Origin of the sequence: Nostoc sp. EspVER01, assembly GCF_034530635.1 — a bacterium.
Lineage (GTDB): Bacteria > Cyanobacteriota > Cyanobacteriia > Cyanobacteriales > Nostocaceae > Nostoc.
The window spans coordinates 101,753-117,295 of the sequence record NZ_JAVRCS010000022.1; the positions used below are offsets into that span (position 1 = coordinate 101,753).

11 protein-coding genes are annotated in these 15,543 nt (G+C 40.5%); 9 read left to right on the top strand and 2 right to left on the bottom strand.

Annotated features, from left to right (window positions below; all coding sequences use genetic code 11):
* Positions 1-155 precede the first annotated feature (155 nt).
* From RMX69_RS18925 to RMX69_RS18965, 9 genes are all read left to right on the top strand, one after another.
* Entirely contained in the window at positions 156-3,152 is a 2,997-nt protein-coding gene (locus tag RMX69_RS18925) for a TonB-dependent siderophore receptor (protein ID WP_322638369.1), read from the top strand.
* A gap of 205 nt (positions 3,153-3,357) precedes the next feature.
* Positions 3,358-4,314, top strand: coding sequence for a sucrase ferredoxin (locus RMX69_RS18930; protein WP_322638370.1), 957 nt, complete (start codon positions 3,358-3,360; stop codon positions 4,312-4,314).
* A 54-nt stretch (positions 4,315-4,368) separates the two neighbouring features.
* Positions 4,369-5,307, top strand: a complete 939-nt coding sequence (locus RMX69_RS18935; RefSeq protein WP_322638371.1) for an iron-siderophore ABC transporter substrate-binding protein — start codon at positions 4,369-4,371, stop codon at positions 5,305-5,307.
* Between the two features lie 37 nt (positions 5,308-5,344).
* Positions 5,345-6,637 (top strand): MFS transporter, encoded by a 1,293-nt coding sequence (locus tag RMX69_RS18940; RefSeq protein WP_322638372.1) that lies wholly within the window; start codon positions 5,345-5,347, stop codon positions 6,635-6,637.
* A gap of 44 nt (positions 6,638-6,681) precedes the next feature.
* On the top strand, positions 6,682-8,808 hold the full coding sequence (locus RMX69_RS18945) for an acylase (RefSeq protein ID WP_322638373.1): 2,127 nt from the start codon (positions 6,682-6,684) through the stop codon (positions 8,806-8,808).
* 5 nt (positions 8,809-8,813) lie between these two features.
* A complete protein-coding gene (locus RMX69_RS18950) occupies positions 8,814-9,551 on the top strand; it encodes a hypothetical protein (protein ID WP_322638374.1) in 738 nt (245 codons plus the stop codon).
* Entirely contained in the window at positions 9,544-10,575 is a 1,032-nt protein-coding gene (locus RMX69_RS18955) for an iron ABC transporter permease (protein ID WP_322638375.1), read from the top strand. The genes RMX69_RS18950 and RMX69_RS18955 overlap by 8 nt, the downstream gene beginning before the upstream one ends.
* A complete protein-coding gene (locus tag RMX69_RS18960; RefSeq protein ID WP_289797477.1) occupies positions 10,572-11,624 on the top strand; it encodes a FecCD family ABC transporter permease in 1,053 nt (350 codons plus the stop codon). Before RMX69_RS18955 ends, RMX69_RS18960 begins: the two co-directional genes overlap by 4 nt.
* Positions 11,625-11,927: 303 nt before the next feature.
* Positions 11,928-12,749 (top strand): ABC transporter ATP-binding protein, encoded by an 822-nt coding sequence (locus RMX69_RS18965; protein WP_289797476.1) that lies wholly within the window; start codon positions 11,928-11,930, stop codon positions 12,747-12,749.
* 38 nt (positions 12,750-12,787) lie between these two features.
* Here RMX69_RS18965 and RMX69_RS18970 read toward each other — a convergent pair whose 3' ends face one another.
* Both RMX69_RS18970 and RMX69_RS18975 read right to left on the bottom strand, forming a co-directional pair.
* Complete coding sequence (locus RMX69_RS18970) at positions 12,788-12,985, bottom strand: hypothetical protein (protein ID WP_322638376.1); 198 nt, start codon at positions 12,983-12,985, stop codon at positions 12,788-12,790.
* 50 nt (positions 12,986-13,035) lie between these two features.
* Entirely contained in the window at positions 13,036-15,102 is a 2,067-nt protein-coding gene (locus RMX69_RS18975) for a VWA domain-containing protein (RefSeq protein WP_289797475.1), read from the bottom strand.
* Positions 15,103-15,543 lie beyond the last annotated feature (441 nt).

A 15,543-nucleotide genomic window follows, 5' to 3' on the forward strand; every position in this document is an offset into this window, starting at 1 on the left:
AATGCTTGCTCAGGTGTAACCTTTATGATAATGTCTCCTAATAGCACTAGAGTTAGCTGCAAATTAGTCGCAGATAGCTTTTGAGGATTTCTAGAGCTAGTGTCAAGCATTATTGATAATCTATTGCGTCATTAATATCAGACGTGAAATTTTTCATGGGCTGTGAAAATGAGTATCAATATGCAACTAGAGCTTTACTTAAAAGCCTGTTAATTACAGGTTCAGTTCAAGGAGAAACAAGAATGAAGGGTGGGTTAATGAGTGAGATACGTTCGGTGGCATTAGCATTAGCGGTAATTAGCAGCTTAGTACAACCAGCCCATGCAGGAACACAGACAGCCGAACTATCTAGTCAGAAATCTCACTCTACAAGAGCGGCACAAATGCTTGTGCAAAGTAGCGATAACGTTAATAAAGTTACAGGCGTTAAAATAAATTCTACTGATAAAGGCATTGAAATTATTTTAGAAAGTGCCAACGCCGCAGCACTCAAACCTGTCAATAACAATCAAGGCAACAGTTACATAGCAGATATACCCAATGCAGTGCTAGCACTAGACAAAGGTGGAAACTTTACCCAAAATAATCCTGCACCAGGCATTGTATCCATCAGCGTCACTCAAACTAACACCAATACTTTGAGAGTAACTGTAATCGGTGAGGGAGGTTTACCTAATACAGAATTATTTGATGGTAATGAGGGTTTGATTTTTGCAGTTACACCAGTTGTATCTGCCACTAAACCACAGCAGCCAACACAAGCCGTGGCAGAAGTTACAGAAGTCAAACTTAATCCCACCAATAACGGTTTGGAAATCATCTTGACAACTCCAGATGGTGAAAAATTACCAGTATTGCCTAAGACTGAAGGCAACACATATATTATCGAAATTAACTCGGCTCAACTGCGCTTACCCAGTGGTGGTACATTCCGCCAAGAAAAACCCATTGCCGGAGTTAGTGAAATCACCGTGACTAACTCCGATGCCAACACTATCAGAATGGCTGTAATTGGAGTAGACAGTATTCCGAAAGTAGAGTTATTTGATAGTGACCAAGGTTTGATTTTCGGTGTAGCCTCAGCTGCATCCTCTACCCAAGCACAGACGCAACCCCAAACACCAACAGAATTAACCCAGCCATCGGCCTCTGACGAACCAATTGAATTAACAGTCACAGGTGAGCAAGACGGGTATCGCGTACAAGATTCATCAACTGCAACAAAAATAGATGTTCCACTACGTGACATACCTGCATCTGTACAGGTAATACCCAAAGAAATAATTCAAGACCGACAAGTAGTTAAACTCAACGAGCTAGCAGACAACGTTAGTGGTGTACGTCGTCAAGAGACTTATGGTGGACTTTCATCTCAAGGCTACTTCATTCGTGGTTTTGAGACAGGATTTGAGACTCTGCGTAATGGCTTCAAAGATTCTGGCTTCATTAGTCCGCGTGATGTTTCTAGTATCGAACGTGTAGAATTTCTCAAAGGGCCAGCATCAATTTTGTATGGTAGCATCAGCAGTCCTGGTGGTGTCGTCAACACAATTACTAAACAGCCGCTATCAGACCCGTTCTATCAAATCAATGGCACTATTGGCAGCGACGACTTTTACCGCACATCAGTTGATTTAACCGGGCCACTTTTAGAAAATCGTTCTGCTCTCTACCGCCTGAATGTAGCTTACGAAAATGCTGATAGTTTCCGTGACTTTGTGAATAATGAAAGTACTTATGTTGGGCCGATAATTACCGTGAAAGCGGGAGAAAATACAGATATTACCTTTGGTTATGAATACCAAAAGTATGACTACACTTTTGACCGAGGTTTTCCAAATAACAACAGGGTAGTTTTCGACCTCCCCATCAGCCGATTTTTAGGTGAACCCAATCTTAATAGAGGTGAATTTACATCTAATAATTTCACCTATGTTCTAGAAAGTAAATTTGGCTACAACAATGACTGGAAATTCCGCCAAGGTTTTAATGTCCTCAACGTTAGCGGTAGTGCGGGAGGCGTTCAAGCTAATTCTATAAACGATGATGGTCTAACTGTCGCGCGAGGATATCGAGTTAGTAATGATGAATCAAGCAACATTTCATTTCAAAATGAAGTTAGTGGCAAATTTAATACCGGCTCAATTCGTCATAATATCCTTGTGGGGTTAGAGTTATCCAGTTACAGTTTTCAGTACGAATTTTTTCGGGGAGATATTGCGGATTTAGATATTTTTAATCCGATTTATGGCGCACAACCAGAATCGGTGAGTCGCTCAGATTTTCAGAAGTATGGTGGAAGTAATATTGCACTATATTTACAAAATTTAGTCGAAATAACTCCAAATCTTAAATTGCTAGCTGGTGGGCGTTTTGACTGGGTTGATTCCTTTGATAGAAACTTGGAAACAGGCACAACTAACAACGAGACTTCAGATTCTAAATTTTCGCCACGAGTTGGGATAGTTTATCAACCTACTGATTCCACTTCAATTTATGGAAGTTGGACAAATTCCTTCAATCCGCAAATATTCGGGAGAAGTATTAATAACGAAGCATTTAAACCAGAAACAGCAGAACAATTTGAAGTAGGCATTAAGCAGGAGTTTCTTGACAAACGTCTCTCGGCAACTTTAGCTTATTTCGATATCACAAAGAAAAACGTTTTGACTACAGACCCTATTGATTCTGACTACCAAATCCAAACAGGTGAACAAAACAGTAGTGGTGTTGAACTCGATGTAGTTGGAGAAATTCTTCCTGGTTGGAAAATAATTGGCACATATACTTATACAGATGCCTTTGTCAGCGAAGATAATGATCCAACATTAGTTAATAATAGATTAGCTGGCGTACCTTACAACAGTGCTAGTTTGTGGACGACATATCAATTACAAAAAGGTAATTTACAAGGTTTAGGACTAGGATTTGGTCTAGTTTATGTAGGTCAAAGGGAATCTGGCTTACCAAATAATGTAAAAATTCCTTCTTATTTGAGAACAGATGCCAGTGTTTTCTATAAACGGGACAATTGGCGGGTTGGTGTCAACATTAAAAACCTATTTGATACTAAATATTACGAGTCTCAAGGGTTTTACATTGTTCCGGCTGCACCATTCACTGTTCTGGGAACTGTTTCTTTCGATTTTTAATTTGGGAGTCATTGTAAAATGTGAAACCTTGATTGACTGAAAAATTCACCGAATGGGTGGGGTTTCCCTGCCCTAATTTTGCTTTATTATTCAGAATTGGTTCAGCAACAACTGAATTATCTTGATTACACAAATAATATGGTTGAGATCGCACTTTTAGGGTCGCAGTGAAAATTTTAGTACTAGATTACCCAATTATTTCATTATGGTTAATTCCTTTTGTGCCTTAGAGTCTCGTGATGTTGGTGAAGATCCAATTGCCAATGCTTACAATTTTGATTTTTTTGTGATGATTGAATGTCCAACTCCTTGGATAGATGAGACATTTAATTCTAAATCAGTTCCCGATAATCTGCGAAATCTAGTTAAAGAATTTGCAGAATATGAGATAGCTGTAGAGTTTTTATTAATTTATAATAAAGAATTGCAGCAGCCAGATACAACAAGAGTTTTGATATTTCATAGTCCTACTGGTTTTGCTCAAGGATATAGCAAATCTGAATTTTTATTATCTGATATTACTGAGGTGGCAACTATTATTAAAAAATGCTTATTTGAGAAAAATTTAGATACTTGTATTAACGAATGTGACACAAGAGATATTTTTATATGTACTCATGGTAGCCGTGATAAATGCTGTGCTAAATTTGGTAATCCTTTTTATCGTCAGGCAAAAAATATCGTTAAAGATTTAGGCATGAAGAATGTCAGAGTTTGGCAATCTAGTCACTTTGGTGGTCATCGTTTTGCACCTACTGCTATCGATTTTCCAGAGGCTAGATACTATGCTAGGTTAGATTCTGAATCATTTTCTTCCATTTTGACCCGCACTGGAAATCTTGAATTTATTAAGCATATTTATCGTGGGTGGGCAATATTACCAGAAGCTGCACAGGTTTTAGAAAGAGAAATGATTCTTATCTATGGTTGGCAATGGTTAAGTTACAAAGTTGATTATCAAATTATCCAACAAACTGAGAATGGGGAATTTAATCGCATAAAACTAAATTTTCTTAAGCCAGATGGGAGCTTGGGTAGTGTAAAAGCTAATGTGTTAGTTGATAAAGCTAAGACTCTATATCTAAGCGATTGCCAGGGTGAGATTGTCGAAACAATTCCCCAGTTTTATGTAGAAAATTTGTTGGCAGAGGTATATGAATAAAAAGTATACGATATGAAAAAAAGATACCTATATTATCTTAAATTGTGTATTCTGATGGCGATCTCATTATTCTTGTTTGCCGCTTGTCACAGTGGTTTTGGGCAAAATATAGGTGCATCTAAATCACAATCAATACCAGAATGTCGTTTAGTTAAGCATGAATTAGGTGAAAGTTGTGTACCTCTAAACCCGCAGCGTATTGTTGTTGCAGAGCAAATTACATTAGAACCTTTGATAGCATTAGGTTTGAAACCAATAGGTATACCTGACAATGCTTTTGTAGCTAGTAAAGCTAGTTTTCTCAAGAGCCAAATGGCTGGTATAACTTATATAGGTAAAGAGGGGCAGTTGAATTTAGAAACAATATTGAAATTACATCCAGATTTAATTATTAGCTTATATGATATTAACTTAGAAACCTATCGATTGTTTTCACAAATAGCTCCTACAGTTAAATTTAAATATGTCCATGCTCAATGGCAAGAATCTTTTCGGCAGATTGGTGAAGTATTAAACAAGGCTAAACAAGCTGAAAAATTACTCAATCAATACGAACAGCGATTAACAAAATTGCGGGCTAATCTAGATGTTCGCCTAAATAAACTCAAAGTTTCTGTCAGCCGTTTTCATGGAGGAGTACAACTACCTGAGTTTCGTTCTCAATTTTCATTCCCTGGCAGTATTTTAAAAGAAGTCGGAATTGCTATGCCAGATGCCCAACGTCAGTTAATTAAATCTCCTGACGATACTTTGGTAATACTGAACTTAGAACGTATAGACTTACTTGATGCTGATGTTTTATTTGTAGCAGTAGATCCTGGAGCTAGAGAATTATTCCAAAAATATCAAAATACTCGTCTTTGGCAAACCCTTAATGTTGTTCAAAATCAGCGAGTTTATAGTGTTGATTCTAGTTACTGGATTTTTGGAAGCATTCTATCAGCAAATGCAATACTTGATGATTTATTTAAGTATCTGCTCAAGGCAGCGTGACAGTGAATTAATTAGTCAATCATAAGGAACGCTGCTCATGAAAACAGAAATGAAATTTAGTAGTTTTCGTAATTTTATTATTGTCTGGATTGGTCAGTTTGTTTCGGCTATGGGCAGTAGTATGACCAGCTTTGCCCTGAGTATTTGGGTCTGGGAATTTACAGATCAGGTAACAACATTAACCCTTGTAGGTTTTTATACGTTACTTCCCAGTATTGTGATTACTCCAATTAGTGGAGTGATTGTAGATCGGTGGAATCGTAAGTTATTGATGATTGTAGGAGATAGCGTAGCCGTAGGAGTAACAATAGCGATCGCACTTTTATATCTAACCAATCATTTGCAAGTTTGGCACTTATATATTACAGGAGCGATCGCAGGAGTTTTTAATCAATTACAATCTCTAGCCTATTCTGCATCTGTAGGATTAATGATACCTCCAAAGCATTATTCCCGCGCTAGTAGTATGGAATTTTTATCAGATTATGGTGCAAAAATTATGGCACCAGCTTTTGCTGGTTACTTATACCATGTAATCGGCTTGGTGGGAATTTCGCTGATTGATATCTTAACTTTTACTTTTGCAATTATTAGTGTGCTTTTAATACACATTCCACAACCACCATCTAGAGAAGTTCACAGTCAACATCCAGAAAATATTTGGCAGGAGTTGGGGTTTGGTTGGCGTTATATCCAAGCACACAAGAGTCTGCTAGCTTTATTAATGACGGGAATGCTGTTTTGGTTTTTTCACGATGTTGGTGGTGCTGTTTACACACCAATGATTCTGGCACGTTCGGGCAATAACACTCTTTTGTTGGGTAGTTTAGCCTCAGCAGCAGGTATAGGTGGTGTGATGGGAGCATTAATCATGAGTGCTTGGGGTGGATCTAAGCATCGAGTTAAGGGCTTTTTATGGGGAATGATAGGTGCGGGATTGAGTAAAACCATTTTTGGGTTGGGAAATACAGCCTTCGTTTGGATTGGCGCTCAATTTTGTTCTTCGGCCAATTTTCCCTTAAATGGCAGTTCAGAAAATGCCATCTGGCTAGCAAAGGTTACTCCTGAAGTACAAGGGCGAGTTTTTGCGGTGCGATCGCTACTTTTTCAGATATTCTCAGCTATAGCCTATTTAATTGCCGGGCCTCTGGCGGATCGAGTTTTTGAACCAGCAATGAAACCAAATGGTCAGCTAGCATGGCTTTTTGGTAGTACGTTTGGCATAGATAAAGGTGCTGGGATGGCACTTTTATACGTTCTATGTTCTTTATGTATGTTGCTGGTGGGTATGTTTGGATTTAATGTCCGTTTGCTACGGAATATAGACTAAAGTCATTAAATTTTTCCAGTCAAATTAATTTAATTAAAACCATCATGTTGAATATTAAGGTGTATTTGTGGCTATTTGACCAGCCAATACTGAAAAGAAAATTATCTCGATTTTTAGCTTTTATCCTCAGTGCCATTTTAGTTGTAGTTTTGGCAAATAACAGTTTTGCGACTGCACCCAAAACTACAGAGATATTATGGGATACTTACGGCATACCGCATATATATGGTAAAGATGCTCCAAGCGCTTTCCAGGCATTTGGTTGGGCACAGATGCAGAGTCACGCTAACTTGCTGTTGCGCCTCTATGGTCAAGCTAGGGGAAAAGCTGCGGAATACTGGGGGGAAGAGTATGTAGAATCTGATAAATGGGTACTGACGATGGGAGTGGCCAATCGTGCTAATTCTTGGTATCGGGCACAAAGTCCAGCTTTTCGTAGTTATATAAATGCCTTTGCCACTGGGATAAATACTTATGCCAAAGCCCATCCTGATTTAATTGATGAGCAAGTAAAAATAGTCTTACCTGTGAAGCCAGAAGATGTGTTGGCGCATTTGCAAAGAGTGCTGTATTTTACTTTTGTCGTTAATCAAGGACAAGTAGCAGATATTACTCATACTCCATCGGAAGCTGGTTCTAACGGTTGGGCGATCGCACCTAAACATTCTGCCAGTGGCAAGGCGATGTTGTTGGCAAACCCCCACACGTTATGGTCGGATTTATTTGTCTGGTACGAAGCCCAAATTACTGCTCCAGGGATGAATGCTTCGGGAGCAGCGCTAGTGGGAATTCCAGTTTTAGCGATCGCCTTTAACGATTATTTGGGTTGGACTCATACCGTCAATACTCATGATGGTTGGGATGTATATAACTTGAAATTAGCTGATGATGGTTATCTTTTTGATGGCAAAGTCCGCCCTTTTACAACATCAAAGTTTTTGTTAAAGGTTAAGCAAAAAAATGGCTCGTTAGTCGAACAACCATTATTAGTCAAAAGTTCTGTCCACGGTGCAGTCGTTCAAGAAAAAGATGGGTTTGCTGTGGCGCTGCGGGTTGTCGGTGCAGATCGTCCCGGTGTGTTGGAGCAGTGGTGGGATATGGCACGTTCCCAAAACTTAACCCAATTTCAAAAGGTATTGAAACGCTTGCAACTACCGATGTTTACCGTCATGTATGCAGACCGAGAAGGGCATATCATGCACCTATTCAACGGTCTGGTGCCGATTCGTCAACAAGGAGACTTTCAATACTGGGAAGGTTTAATTCCTGGTGACACATCCAAAACTTTGTGGACAAAAATGCACCCATACAAAGATTTACCGCGTGTGATTGACCCGCCTAGCGGTTGGTTGCAAAATGCCAATGATGCACCTTGGACAACGACTTTTCCCACTGCGATCAAAGCAGATGATTATCCTGCTTATATGGCCCCACGAGGAGACATGTCTTTCCGGGCACAAAGTTCTGCAAAAATGCTGGCTGAAGATCCAAAAATCTCTTTTGAGAAAATGATTGAGTACAAACATTCCACCAAAATGGAACTTGCAGAACGCATCCTCGATGACCTAATTCCTGCTGCTCAAAAATATGGCGATGAATCAGCCCGTCGTGCTGCTGATATTTTGGCTGCTTGGGATCGGAATGCTGATGCTGATAGTCGAGGCGCGGTGTTGTTTTCCTTTTGGTGGGAAGAAATGGATGAAGATCAAACCTTTAGTATTCCTTGGAGTGAGAACTCGCCGCGCACCACACCCGATGGTTTAAAAGACCCAGAAAGTGCAGTGAAAGCGCTACAAATAGCGGCAACAAAAGTCGAAAAAGCTTATGGAAAGCTAGATGTTGCTTGGGGTGAAGTCTTCCGAGTGCGTAGCGGAAACTTAGATTTACCTGCCAATGGTGGCCCTGGGGATCTAGGAATATTCCGCGTCCTCCATTTTGCTCCAGCTAAGGATGAACGCTTTCAAGCCGTATTGGGTGATAGTTATGTTGCAGCCGTTGAGTTTTCGCAGCCAGTAAAAGCAATGGCTCTCATCAGCTACGGTAACGCGACTCAACCCGGTTCGCCCCATATTACCGACCAACTACCACTGTTTACTCGCAAGCAATTGCGTCCTGTTTGGCGAACTCGGAAAGAAGTATTAGCAAACTTGGAGGAACGCAAAACTTTTTGACAGCTATGAGTTATGAATCAATTGCCTGTCTGTACAGTTGGAAAATTGTTCTGACGATCGCACTTATTAGTCTACCTTTACCAGCGTTGTCAGAAACCAAACAGCTGAATAATTATCAACCACAAAGTCTTCAGACAGAAATTAGCGATCGCGATCTGAAAATGATTGAGCAGTTAGTTGCGATCGCCCAACGTCAGTCTTCACAAGTACAGGAGGCAAAAGCTGCAATGGGATGGGGTGCTTTCACCGATGTTTTGAGTGTTGAATTTTCACCATCTCAAAGCACGATCGATTACAACTTACCCGATCTAGTATCTGAAAGTGAGCGCAGTTTTGCGATCGCCATGACAATTGACCCCATTAAAGTTTTGAGCATCATACAGCAATTACCGATAAGAGAAGCTCGCTGGCATGAAGTTAAACAGCAAAAACGGGTAGCAGTTGTACAGTACTACCTTGCTTACTTAAAAGCCCGTCAAGCGACGAAAATAGCTGCTTATCGAATGCAACAGCTTGCCCTTGTGGGAGCAAAAACTGAGCGGATTGCTAGCGTGAATTCCCAAGTAACTTTACCCGATGGAGTTAGTCAAATGGCGAATCCTGACTATGTTGCAGCTGCAACGGAAATGCTAAATACAAACGCACGCGATCGCTTGGCATTAGAAGAACTAGCAGCTTGTGTTGGCTTATCTTCACAAGCAACAATTACACTGCTTGAAGCCAGTAATTTGAACAATGAGTAGATCGATTCCCTCATCAGCCAGAGGATTTTTATCATCCCTAACATTTCCCGTTGCGGGTTTAATTGTGGGATTGCTAATTTTGCTGGTTTGTCTAATTTTCAGCGTCTCATTTGGCGCAGCAGATATTCCTCTGCATCAGGTACTCACTGCCTTTATTCAGTTTGACGGTTCCAGAGAACATTTAATTATACAAACTGTTCGCTTACCGCGATCGCTTTTGGCAATGTTGGTGGGTGCAGCAATGGCTACTGCTGGTGCAATTATGCAGGGTGTGACTCGTAACCCATTAGCCGATCCTGGTATTTTGGGGGTGAATGCAGGTGCAGCTTTTGCTGTAGTCATTAGTATTTTTCTATTTGGAACATCCGCACCAAGTGTTTATATTTGGTGTGCGTTTATTGGTGCAGGTGTTGCGGTTGTCAGTGTCTATATTTTTGCTTCTCTAGGACGTAACGGTATAACTCCCTTAAATCTGACAATTGCGGGTGCCGCTATTAGTAGCTTACTTTCTTCACTAACAACAGGAATTTTAATAGTCAGTCAGCGAACTTTGGAAGAAATTCGCTTTTGGTTGGCTGGTTCCTTGGCAGGTATGGATGAGGGTATTATTTTTCAAGTCTTGCCTTACATTTGTATTGGCATGATTTTGGCATTTGGTTTAGCAAGACAAATCACTATTTTAAGCCTCGGAGAAGATATTGCTAAAGGTTTGGGTCAACAAACTTTATGGATAAAAATTGCCGCTGCTGTCAGTGTTTTACTTTTAGAAGGTAGTTCCGTTGCTGCTGCGGGTTCAATTGGATTTATTGGATTAGTTATACCCCATATTGTTAGGTTTGTAGTTGGGGTAGATTACCGTTGGATATTACCTTATAGTGCAATTTTTGGCGGAATATTACTCTTAGTGTCCGATATATTGGCGCGATTATTAATTCGACCACAAGAAATCCCTGTGGGAATTATGACAGCTTTAGTTGGTGCGCCATTCTTCGTTTACTTAGCCAAATATCAAGTAAAAAAATGAAGAAAAACTCACTGATTTTTCGTTCTACAAAACTAGGATTCTCCTTTCGGATTCAAAACCAAGTTCCCAGCACTTTATTTATCTTGATAATTATCACCTTAGCAGTGATGGTAATTAACACTTCAGTGGGAGAATACCCAACACCGCCGCTAGCTGTAATTCAAACTGTACTGGGAATAGATACAGGAAATCCCGATTATGCTTTTGTAATTAATACTCTACGTTTGCCCAGAATCTTAACCGCTTGTTTGGTCGGGATGGCTTTAGCAATTTCTGGCACAATCATGCAAAGTTTAACTCGAAATTCTTTAGCTGACCCCGGAATTATTGGCATTAATTCCGGTGCAAGCCTTGCAGCTGTAAGTGTAATTGTATTATTACCAAATTTTCCAGCAGGAATTTTACCTTTATCAGCTTTTGTAGGTGCGTTAGTTGCATCTTTATTAATTTACTTTTTAGCGTGGGATCGGGGACTTCATCCCATTCGCTTAATTTTAATTGGTGTGGGAATTTCGGCTGTAGCTAGTGCTTTTACTAGTTTCATCGTGACATTTGGTCAAATTGACGATGTAAGTCAGGCTTTAGTTTGGTTAGCTGGTAGCGTTTACGGTAGAACTTGGGAACAGGTTTTTGCTTTTTTACCTTGGCTAGTTATATTTGTGCCTTTGGCTTTAATCAAAGCACCAGAATTAAATGCTTTAAATTTAGGAGATGATATTGCTAAAGGTTTAGGTAATAAAGTTGAATGGCAGCGCAGTTTATTATTATTAATTAGTGCAGCACTTTCTGGTTCAGCAGTAGCAACTGCGGGAACAATTGGATTTGTGGGATTAATTGCTCCCCATATAGCCCGTCAATTAGTAGGTGGAAATCATCAAGGTTTGATTCCAGTAGCGGGAATGACAGGAGCAATGATTGTGGTTTTATCTGATTTTATCGGCAGAATTATTTTTGCTCCTATCGAAATTCCTTGTGGAATTGTTACTGCTGTGATTGGTGCCCCATATTTTATTTATTTATTAATTAACAATCGAAAAAGCAAGACCTAATTCAGTATACTTAATACTAAGTAAGTAGAAATAAATTCTTTTTTAGGTGTAGCATTAATAAAAGCGAATAGTGTGATATGTCATGTCCAGGTAATTAGTTATGATTCCCATAGTACTTGCACCCTACGCGCCAGTTGCTCATGCCATGACCGCGCTGGCTCCCCTTAATCCCCTATCTACCTGCGGGGAGGGGAAACAAAGCGCTGATTTAGTGGGGTGGGGTTCTTTGGGTTTTATTAAGTAATCAAACGGATATGATATTACATACTTACAAAATTATCGAAGATTCTCTTAAGTTTAATTATGTCAATGTCATTATTGAGCGATAATTTACATTACCAAATGTCAGCAAATAATTTGACTTTGGGTTATGATAATATAACTATTATTAAGCATTTAGATTTAAATATACCACCAGGAAAAATAACTGCTTTAGTCGGTGCAAATGGCTGTGGAAAATCCACTTTATTACGGGGTTTAGCAAGATTATTAAAACCTCGCGTTGGCACAATTTATTTAGATACAACAGATGTATTTAAGCTATCAACAAAAGATGTTGCTAAAAAATTAGGGATTCTTACCCAAGGCCCAGTTGCACCAGAAGGATTAACCGTTCGAGATTTGGTAGCTTGCGGAAGATTTCCTTATCAAAGCTGGTTGCAGCAGTGGACAAAAGAAGATGAAAGATTAGTAGAACTAGCGTTAGAAATTACTGGGATTAAACACCTGTCAGAACGCGAGTTAGATACTCTTTCTGGTGGACAGCGACAACGTGCTTGGATTGCAATGGCATTAGCTCAAGATACAGATATTTTATTGTTAGATGAACCAACTACTTTTTTAGATTTGGCGCACCAAATAGAAGTTTTAGATTTATTGTATGATTTAAACCAAAACCAGCAACGAACGATTGTCATGGTGTTACATGATTTGAATCATGCCTGTCGTTATGCTGATTATTTGGTAGCGGTGAAAGAAGGTGAAATTTTTGCTGTCGGCGAACCTGATTTGGTGATTACTGAGAAGATGGTAAGGGAGGTGTTTGGGTTAGAATGTCGGATTATCCCAGACCCGGTTTCAGGGACACCGATGTGTATACCACTGGGAAGAAAGGGGAGAAAATAGAAGCAAATCAAAACCTTACATGGGACAATACAGTTCAGTTAAGCATTTATTCTTTCTTGTCTTGCAGAGTAGGGAATAAGTTTTCTGACTAGCAGCGATCGCCAAACATCTCGCAGATATGCAATGCTCTCTTCTGAAATTAAATTGCTGTATTTATTGCAGATATCTAATACAGTGGAGAGCGATCGCTCTTTTGTAGATTGTGAATCTCTCCAAGAGATTACAGCGGTTTTCAAGTAATTGAACTACCCCACTCCCTACTCCCCGTCTCAGTTGTAGTCTAAAATCATTTTCTTGTCATCAACCCTCTAGATTGCTCCACTAGGCGAATAAACTCACCCCGATAGCCCTCCTGGTCTTCCCCCTTCCCTTGGCTTGCCAATTTCATCACCAAATCATAACTAGCATCTCCCTTATACTCAGAGTCACGCAACACCATCCCAAAGGTCGCTACCGCAGCAGCAAATCTCAGGTTTGTGGAGGGTATCTGGTCGGTTCTCAAATCATCATCTTGGATGGTTTGGGTAATTAGTTGACTGGTGCTGTCCTGGGGTGACTTATAGCGCAGTTTCACCTGCATCAACTCATTACCAGCAGCCTCCGAGGCAGTTTCACCAGAACGCTGATACCGCAAAGGGTCTATCTCTGGGAGTTTCACATCGCTTTTTGTACCAGTGGGAATTATTTCATAAAGCGCTGTCACAGAATGACCAGCCCCAATATCCCCTGCATCTTTCTTGTCGTCATTAAAATCCTGGTTTTGCAGCAGGCGGTTTTCGTAACCAATCAAGCGATATGCCTGAACTTTCGCCGGATTAAACTCCACCTGAATTTTCACATCCTTGGCAATAGTAAACAGAGTTCCCCTGAGATCGTTAACTAAAACCTTTTTGGCTTCTAATAAGGTATCAATATAAGCGTAGTTGCCGTTACCCTTATCAGCCAGTTGCTCCATTTTTCCATCTTTATAATTGCCAGTTCCAAATCCCAACACCGTCAGGAAAATTCCCTGCTCTCGCTTTTGTTCAATTAACCGTGTCAGGTCGCCATCACTGGAAACCCCAACGTTAAAATCTCCATCGGTAGCTAAAATGACTCTGTTATTACCAGATTTGAGGAAGCTTTCTTTGGCTATCTTGTAAGCTAATTCAATACCCTGACCGCCAGCAGTGGAGCCTCCAGCCTTTAAGCGGTCAATCGCCGCCAAAATTGTTGATTTTTGACTACCAGGAGTAGCAGGTAACACCAATCCAGCATTCCCCGCATAGACTACCAAACTTACCCGGTCTTCAGGACGCAGTTGATTGACCAACAATTTGAGTGACTGTTGCACCAAAGGTAATTTATTCGGGTCATCCATAGAACCGGAGACATCAATCAGAAATACTAAGTTGCTGGGTGGTAAAGTTTTGCTTTCTAGACGTTTACCTTGCAAACCTACCTGTACCAGCTTGTGTCGAGGATTCCAGGGGGCAGCAGCAACTTCAGTGGTGACGGAAAAAGGGCGATCGCCTTTTGGTTGGGGATAATTGTAGGTAAAATAATTGATTAATTCCTCAATTCGCACTGCATCTTTGGGTGGTAATTCCCCTTGAGTAATAAACCGTCGCACGTTGCTGTAAGATGCTGTATCTACATCAATGGAAAAGGTGGAAAGGGGATCGTTACCGACGCGATGAAAGGGATTATCTTCAATCCGGTTGTAGTTTTCTGTATTGAATCCGCTACCTGTTTGTGGTTCCGGGGCAACCCTGCCAATACTGCCACTTTGGAGTTTAGGCATATTCGCACGGTTAGCAACTTGATCCTGCACAGATGAGCCAGACGGAATACTAAGGGGTGGAGCTGTGGGTACGGCTTGAGTCTTTCGGGTAGACTCAGTTTGAATACGTTCTCTGGTAGGCTGATTCGGAGTGATGGGACTACGAGCTTCCAATTCCTCTATCGGACTTTTTAGGGTTGCTAACTCCGGTGAAAATTCTGACTGCAAGCGTTGCAGAATTTTCATATCTGCTGGGGTAACGATCTTGGGATCATTCGCTATTAACTCATTGCTACGATTCACACAGGCATTCAAGACTGTGGCAAACTCAGTCCGGGTTACAGGAATAGTGCCAAAATTTTGGACGGGAACGACACAACTATACTGTTTTACCAATGCCTGGAGTGCTTGGTAGTCAGGGTGATTGGGTAGAATGGAAGTTTTTGAGGTAGAACTGGTAGGAGTCTGATTGGCTGGAACTGCGATCGTAGCAGACTGGCGTAAAATCGCAATTCCTACTGACGGTATCAATAAAAACAATATTACAAAACTGACTCGCTGCCACATTTTGGACGGAATCGGGTAAGACATGGCTAAATCCTCACACTAAATTTTTTCTATCACATTTGACTATTTACTTAGAATAGTCTTGAGCAGCTTGGGATTTGATGACCGTTTCAGTTTTGGTAACTGTAATTTATACAACACTAATCATTCCCATCTCGCATTAGGGAATATCACAGTGTTTGTTGGTATCGGCTCAATAATCTGAGTTAAGTAAATTACTCAGTTGCTTCACTCCAGATACTCATTAGACCTGCCTTAAAAATAAGGCAGGAGGCAGAAGGCAGGAAGCAGGAGGAAAAGACATTTTCATTGTTCCTTGTGAGCGCAGCTCATGGAGTCTCTTGCATAAATCAAAAATAAGAAAGAACCCCACCCCGCCAAAGCTACGCTTTGTCTCCCCTCCCCGTTTACGGGGAGCAGGGTGGATTAATTGTCGGGAGAGAAAAAGTTTTCTCACTCGACCAT

What these genes read in the sequence shown, in the direction of transcription:
- RMX69_RS18925 (WP_322638369.1), top strand. Translation starts at nt 156, where the DNA reads ATGGGCTGTGAAAATGAGTATCAATATGCAACTAGAGCTTTACTTAAA.
- RMX69_RS18930 (WP_322638370.1), top strand. Translation starts at nt 3,358, where the DNA reads ATGGTTAATTCCTTTTGTGCCTTAGAGTCTCGTGATGTTGGTGAAGAT.
- RMX69_RS18935 (WP_322638371.1), top strand. Translation starts at nt 4,369, where the DNA reads ATGGCGATCTCATTATTCTTGTTTGCCGCTTGTCACAGTGGTTTTGGG.
- RMX69_RS18940 (WP_322638372.1), top strand. Translation starts at nt 5,345, where the DNA reads ATGAAAACAGAAATGAAATTTAGTAGTTTTCGTAATTTTATTATTGTC.
- RMX69_RS18945 (WP_322638373.1), top strand. Translation starts at nt 6,682, where the DNA reads ATGTTGAATATTAAGGTGTATTTGTGGCTATTTGACCAGCCAATACTG.
- RMX69_RS18950 (WP_322638374.1), top strand. Translation starts at nt 8,814, where the DNA reads ATGAGTTATGAATCAATTGCCTGTCTGTACAGTTGGAAAATTGTTCTG.
- RMX69_RS18955 (WP_322638375.1), top strand. Translation starts at nt 9,544, where the DNA reads ATGAGTAGATCGATTCCCTCATCAGCCAGAGGATTTTTATCATCCCTA.
- RMX69_RS18960 (WP_289797477.1), top strand. Translation starts at nt 10,572, where the DNA reads ATGAAGAAAAACTCACTGATTTTTCGTTCTACAAAACTAGGATTCTCC.
- RMX69_RS18965 (WP_289797476.1), top strand. Translation starts at nt 11,928, where the DNA reads ATGTCAATGTCATTATTGAGCGATAATTTACATTACCAAATGTCAGCA.
- RMX69_RS18975 (WP_289797475.1), bottom strand. Translation starts at nt 15,102, where the DNA reads ATGTCTTACCCGATTCCGTCCAAAATGTGGCAGCGAGTCAGTTTTGTA.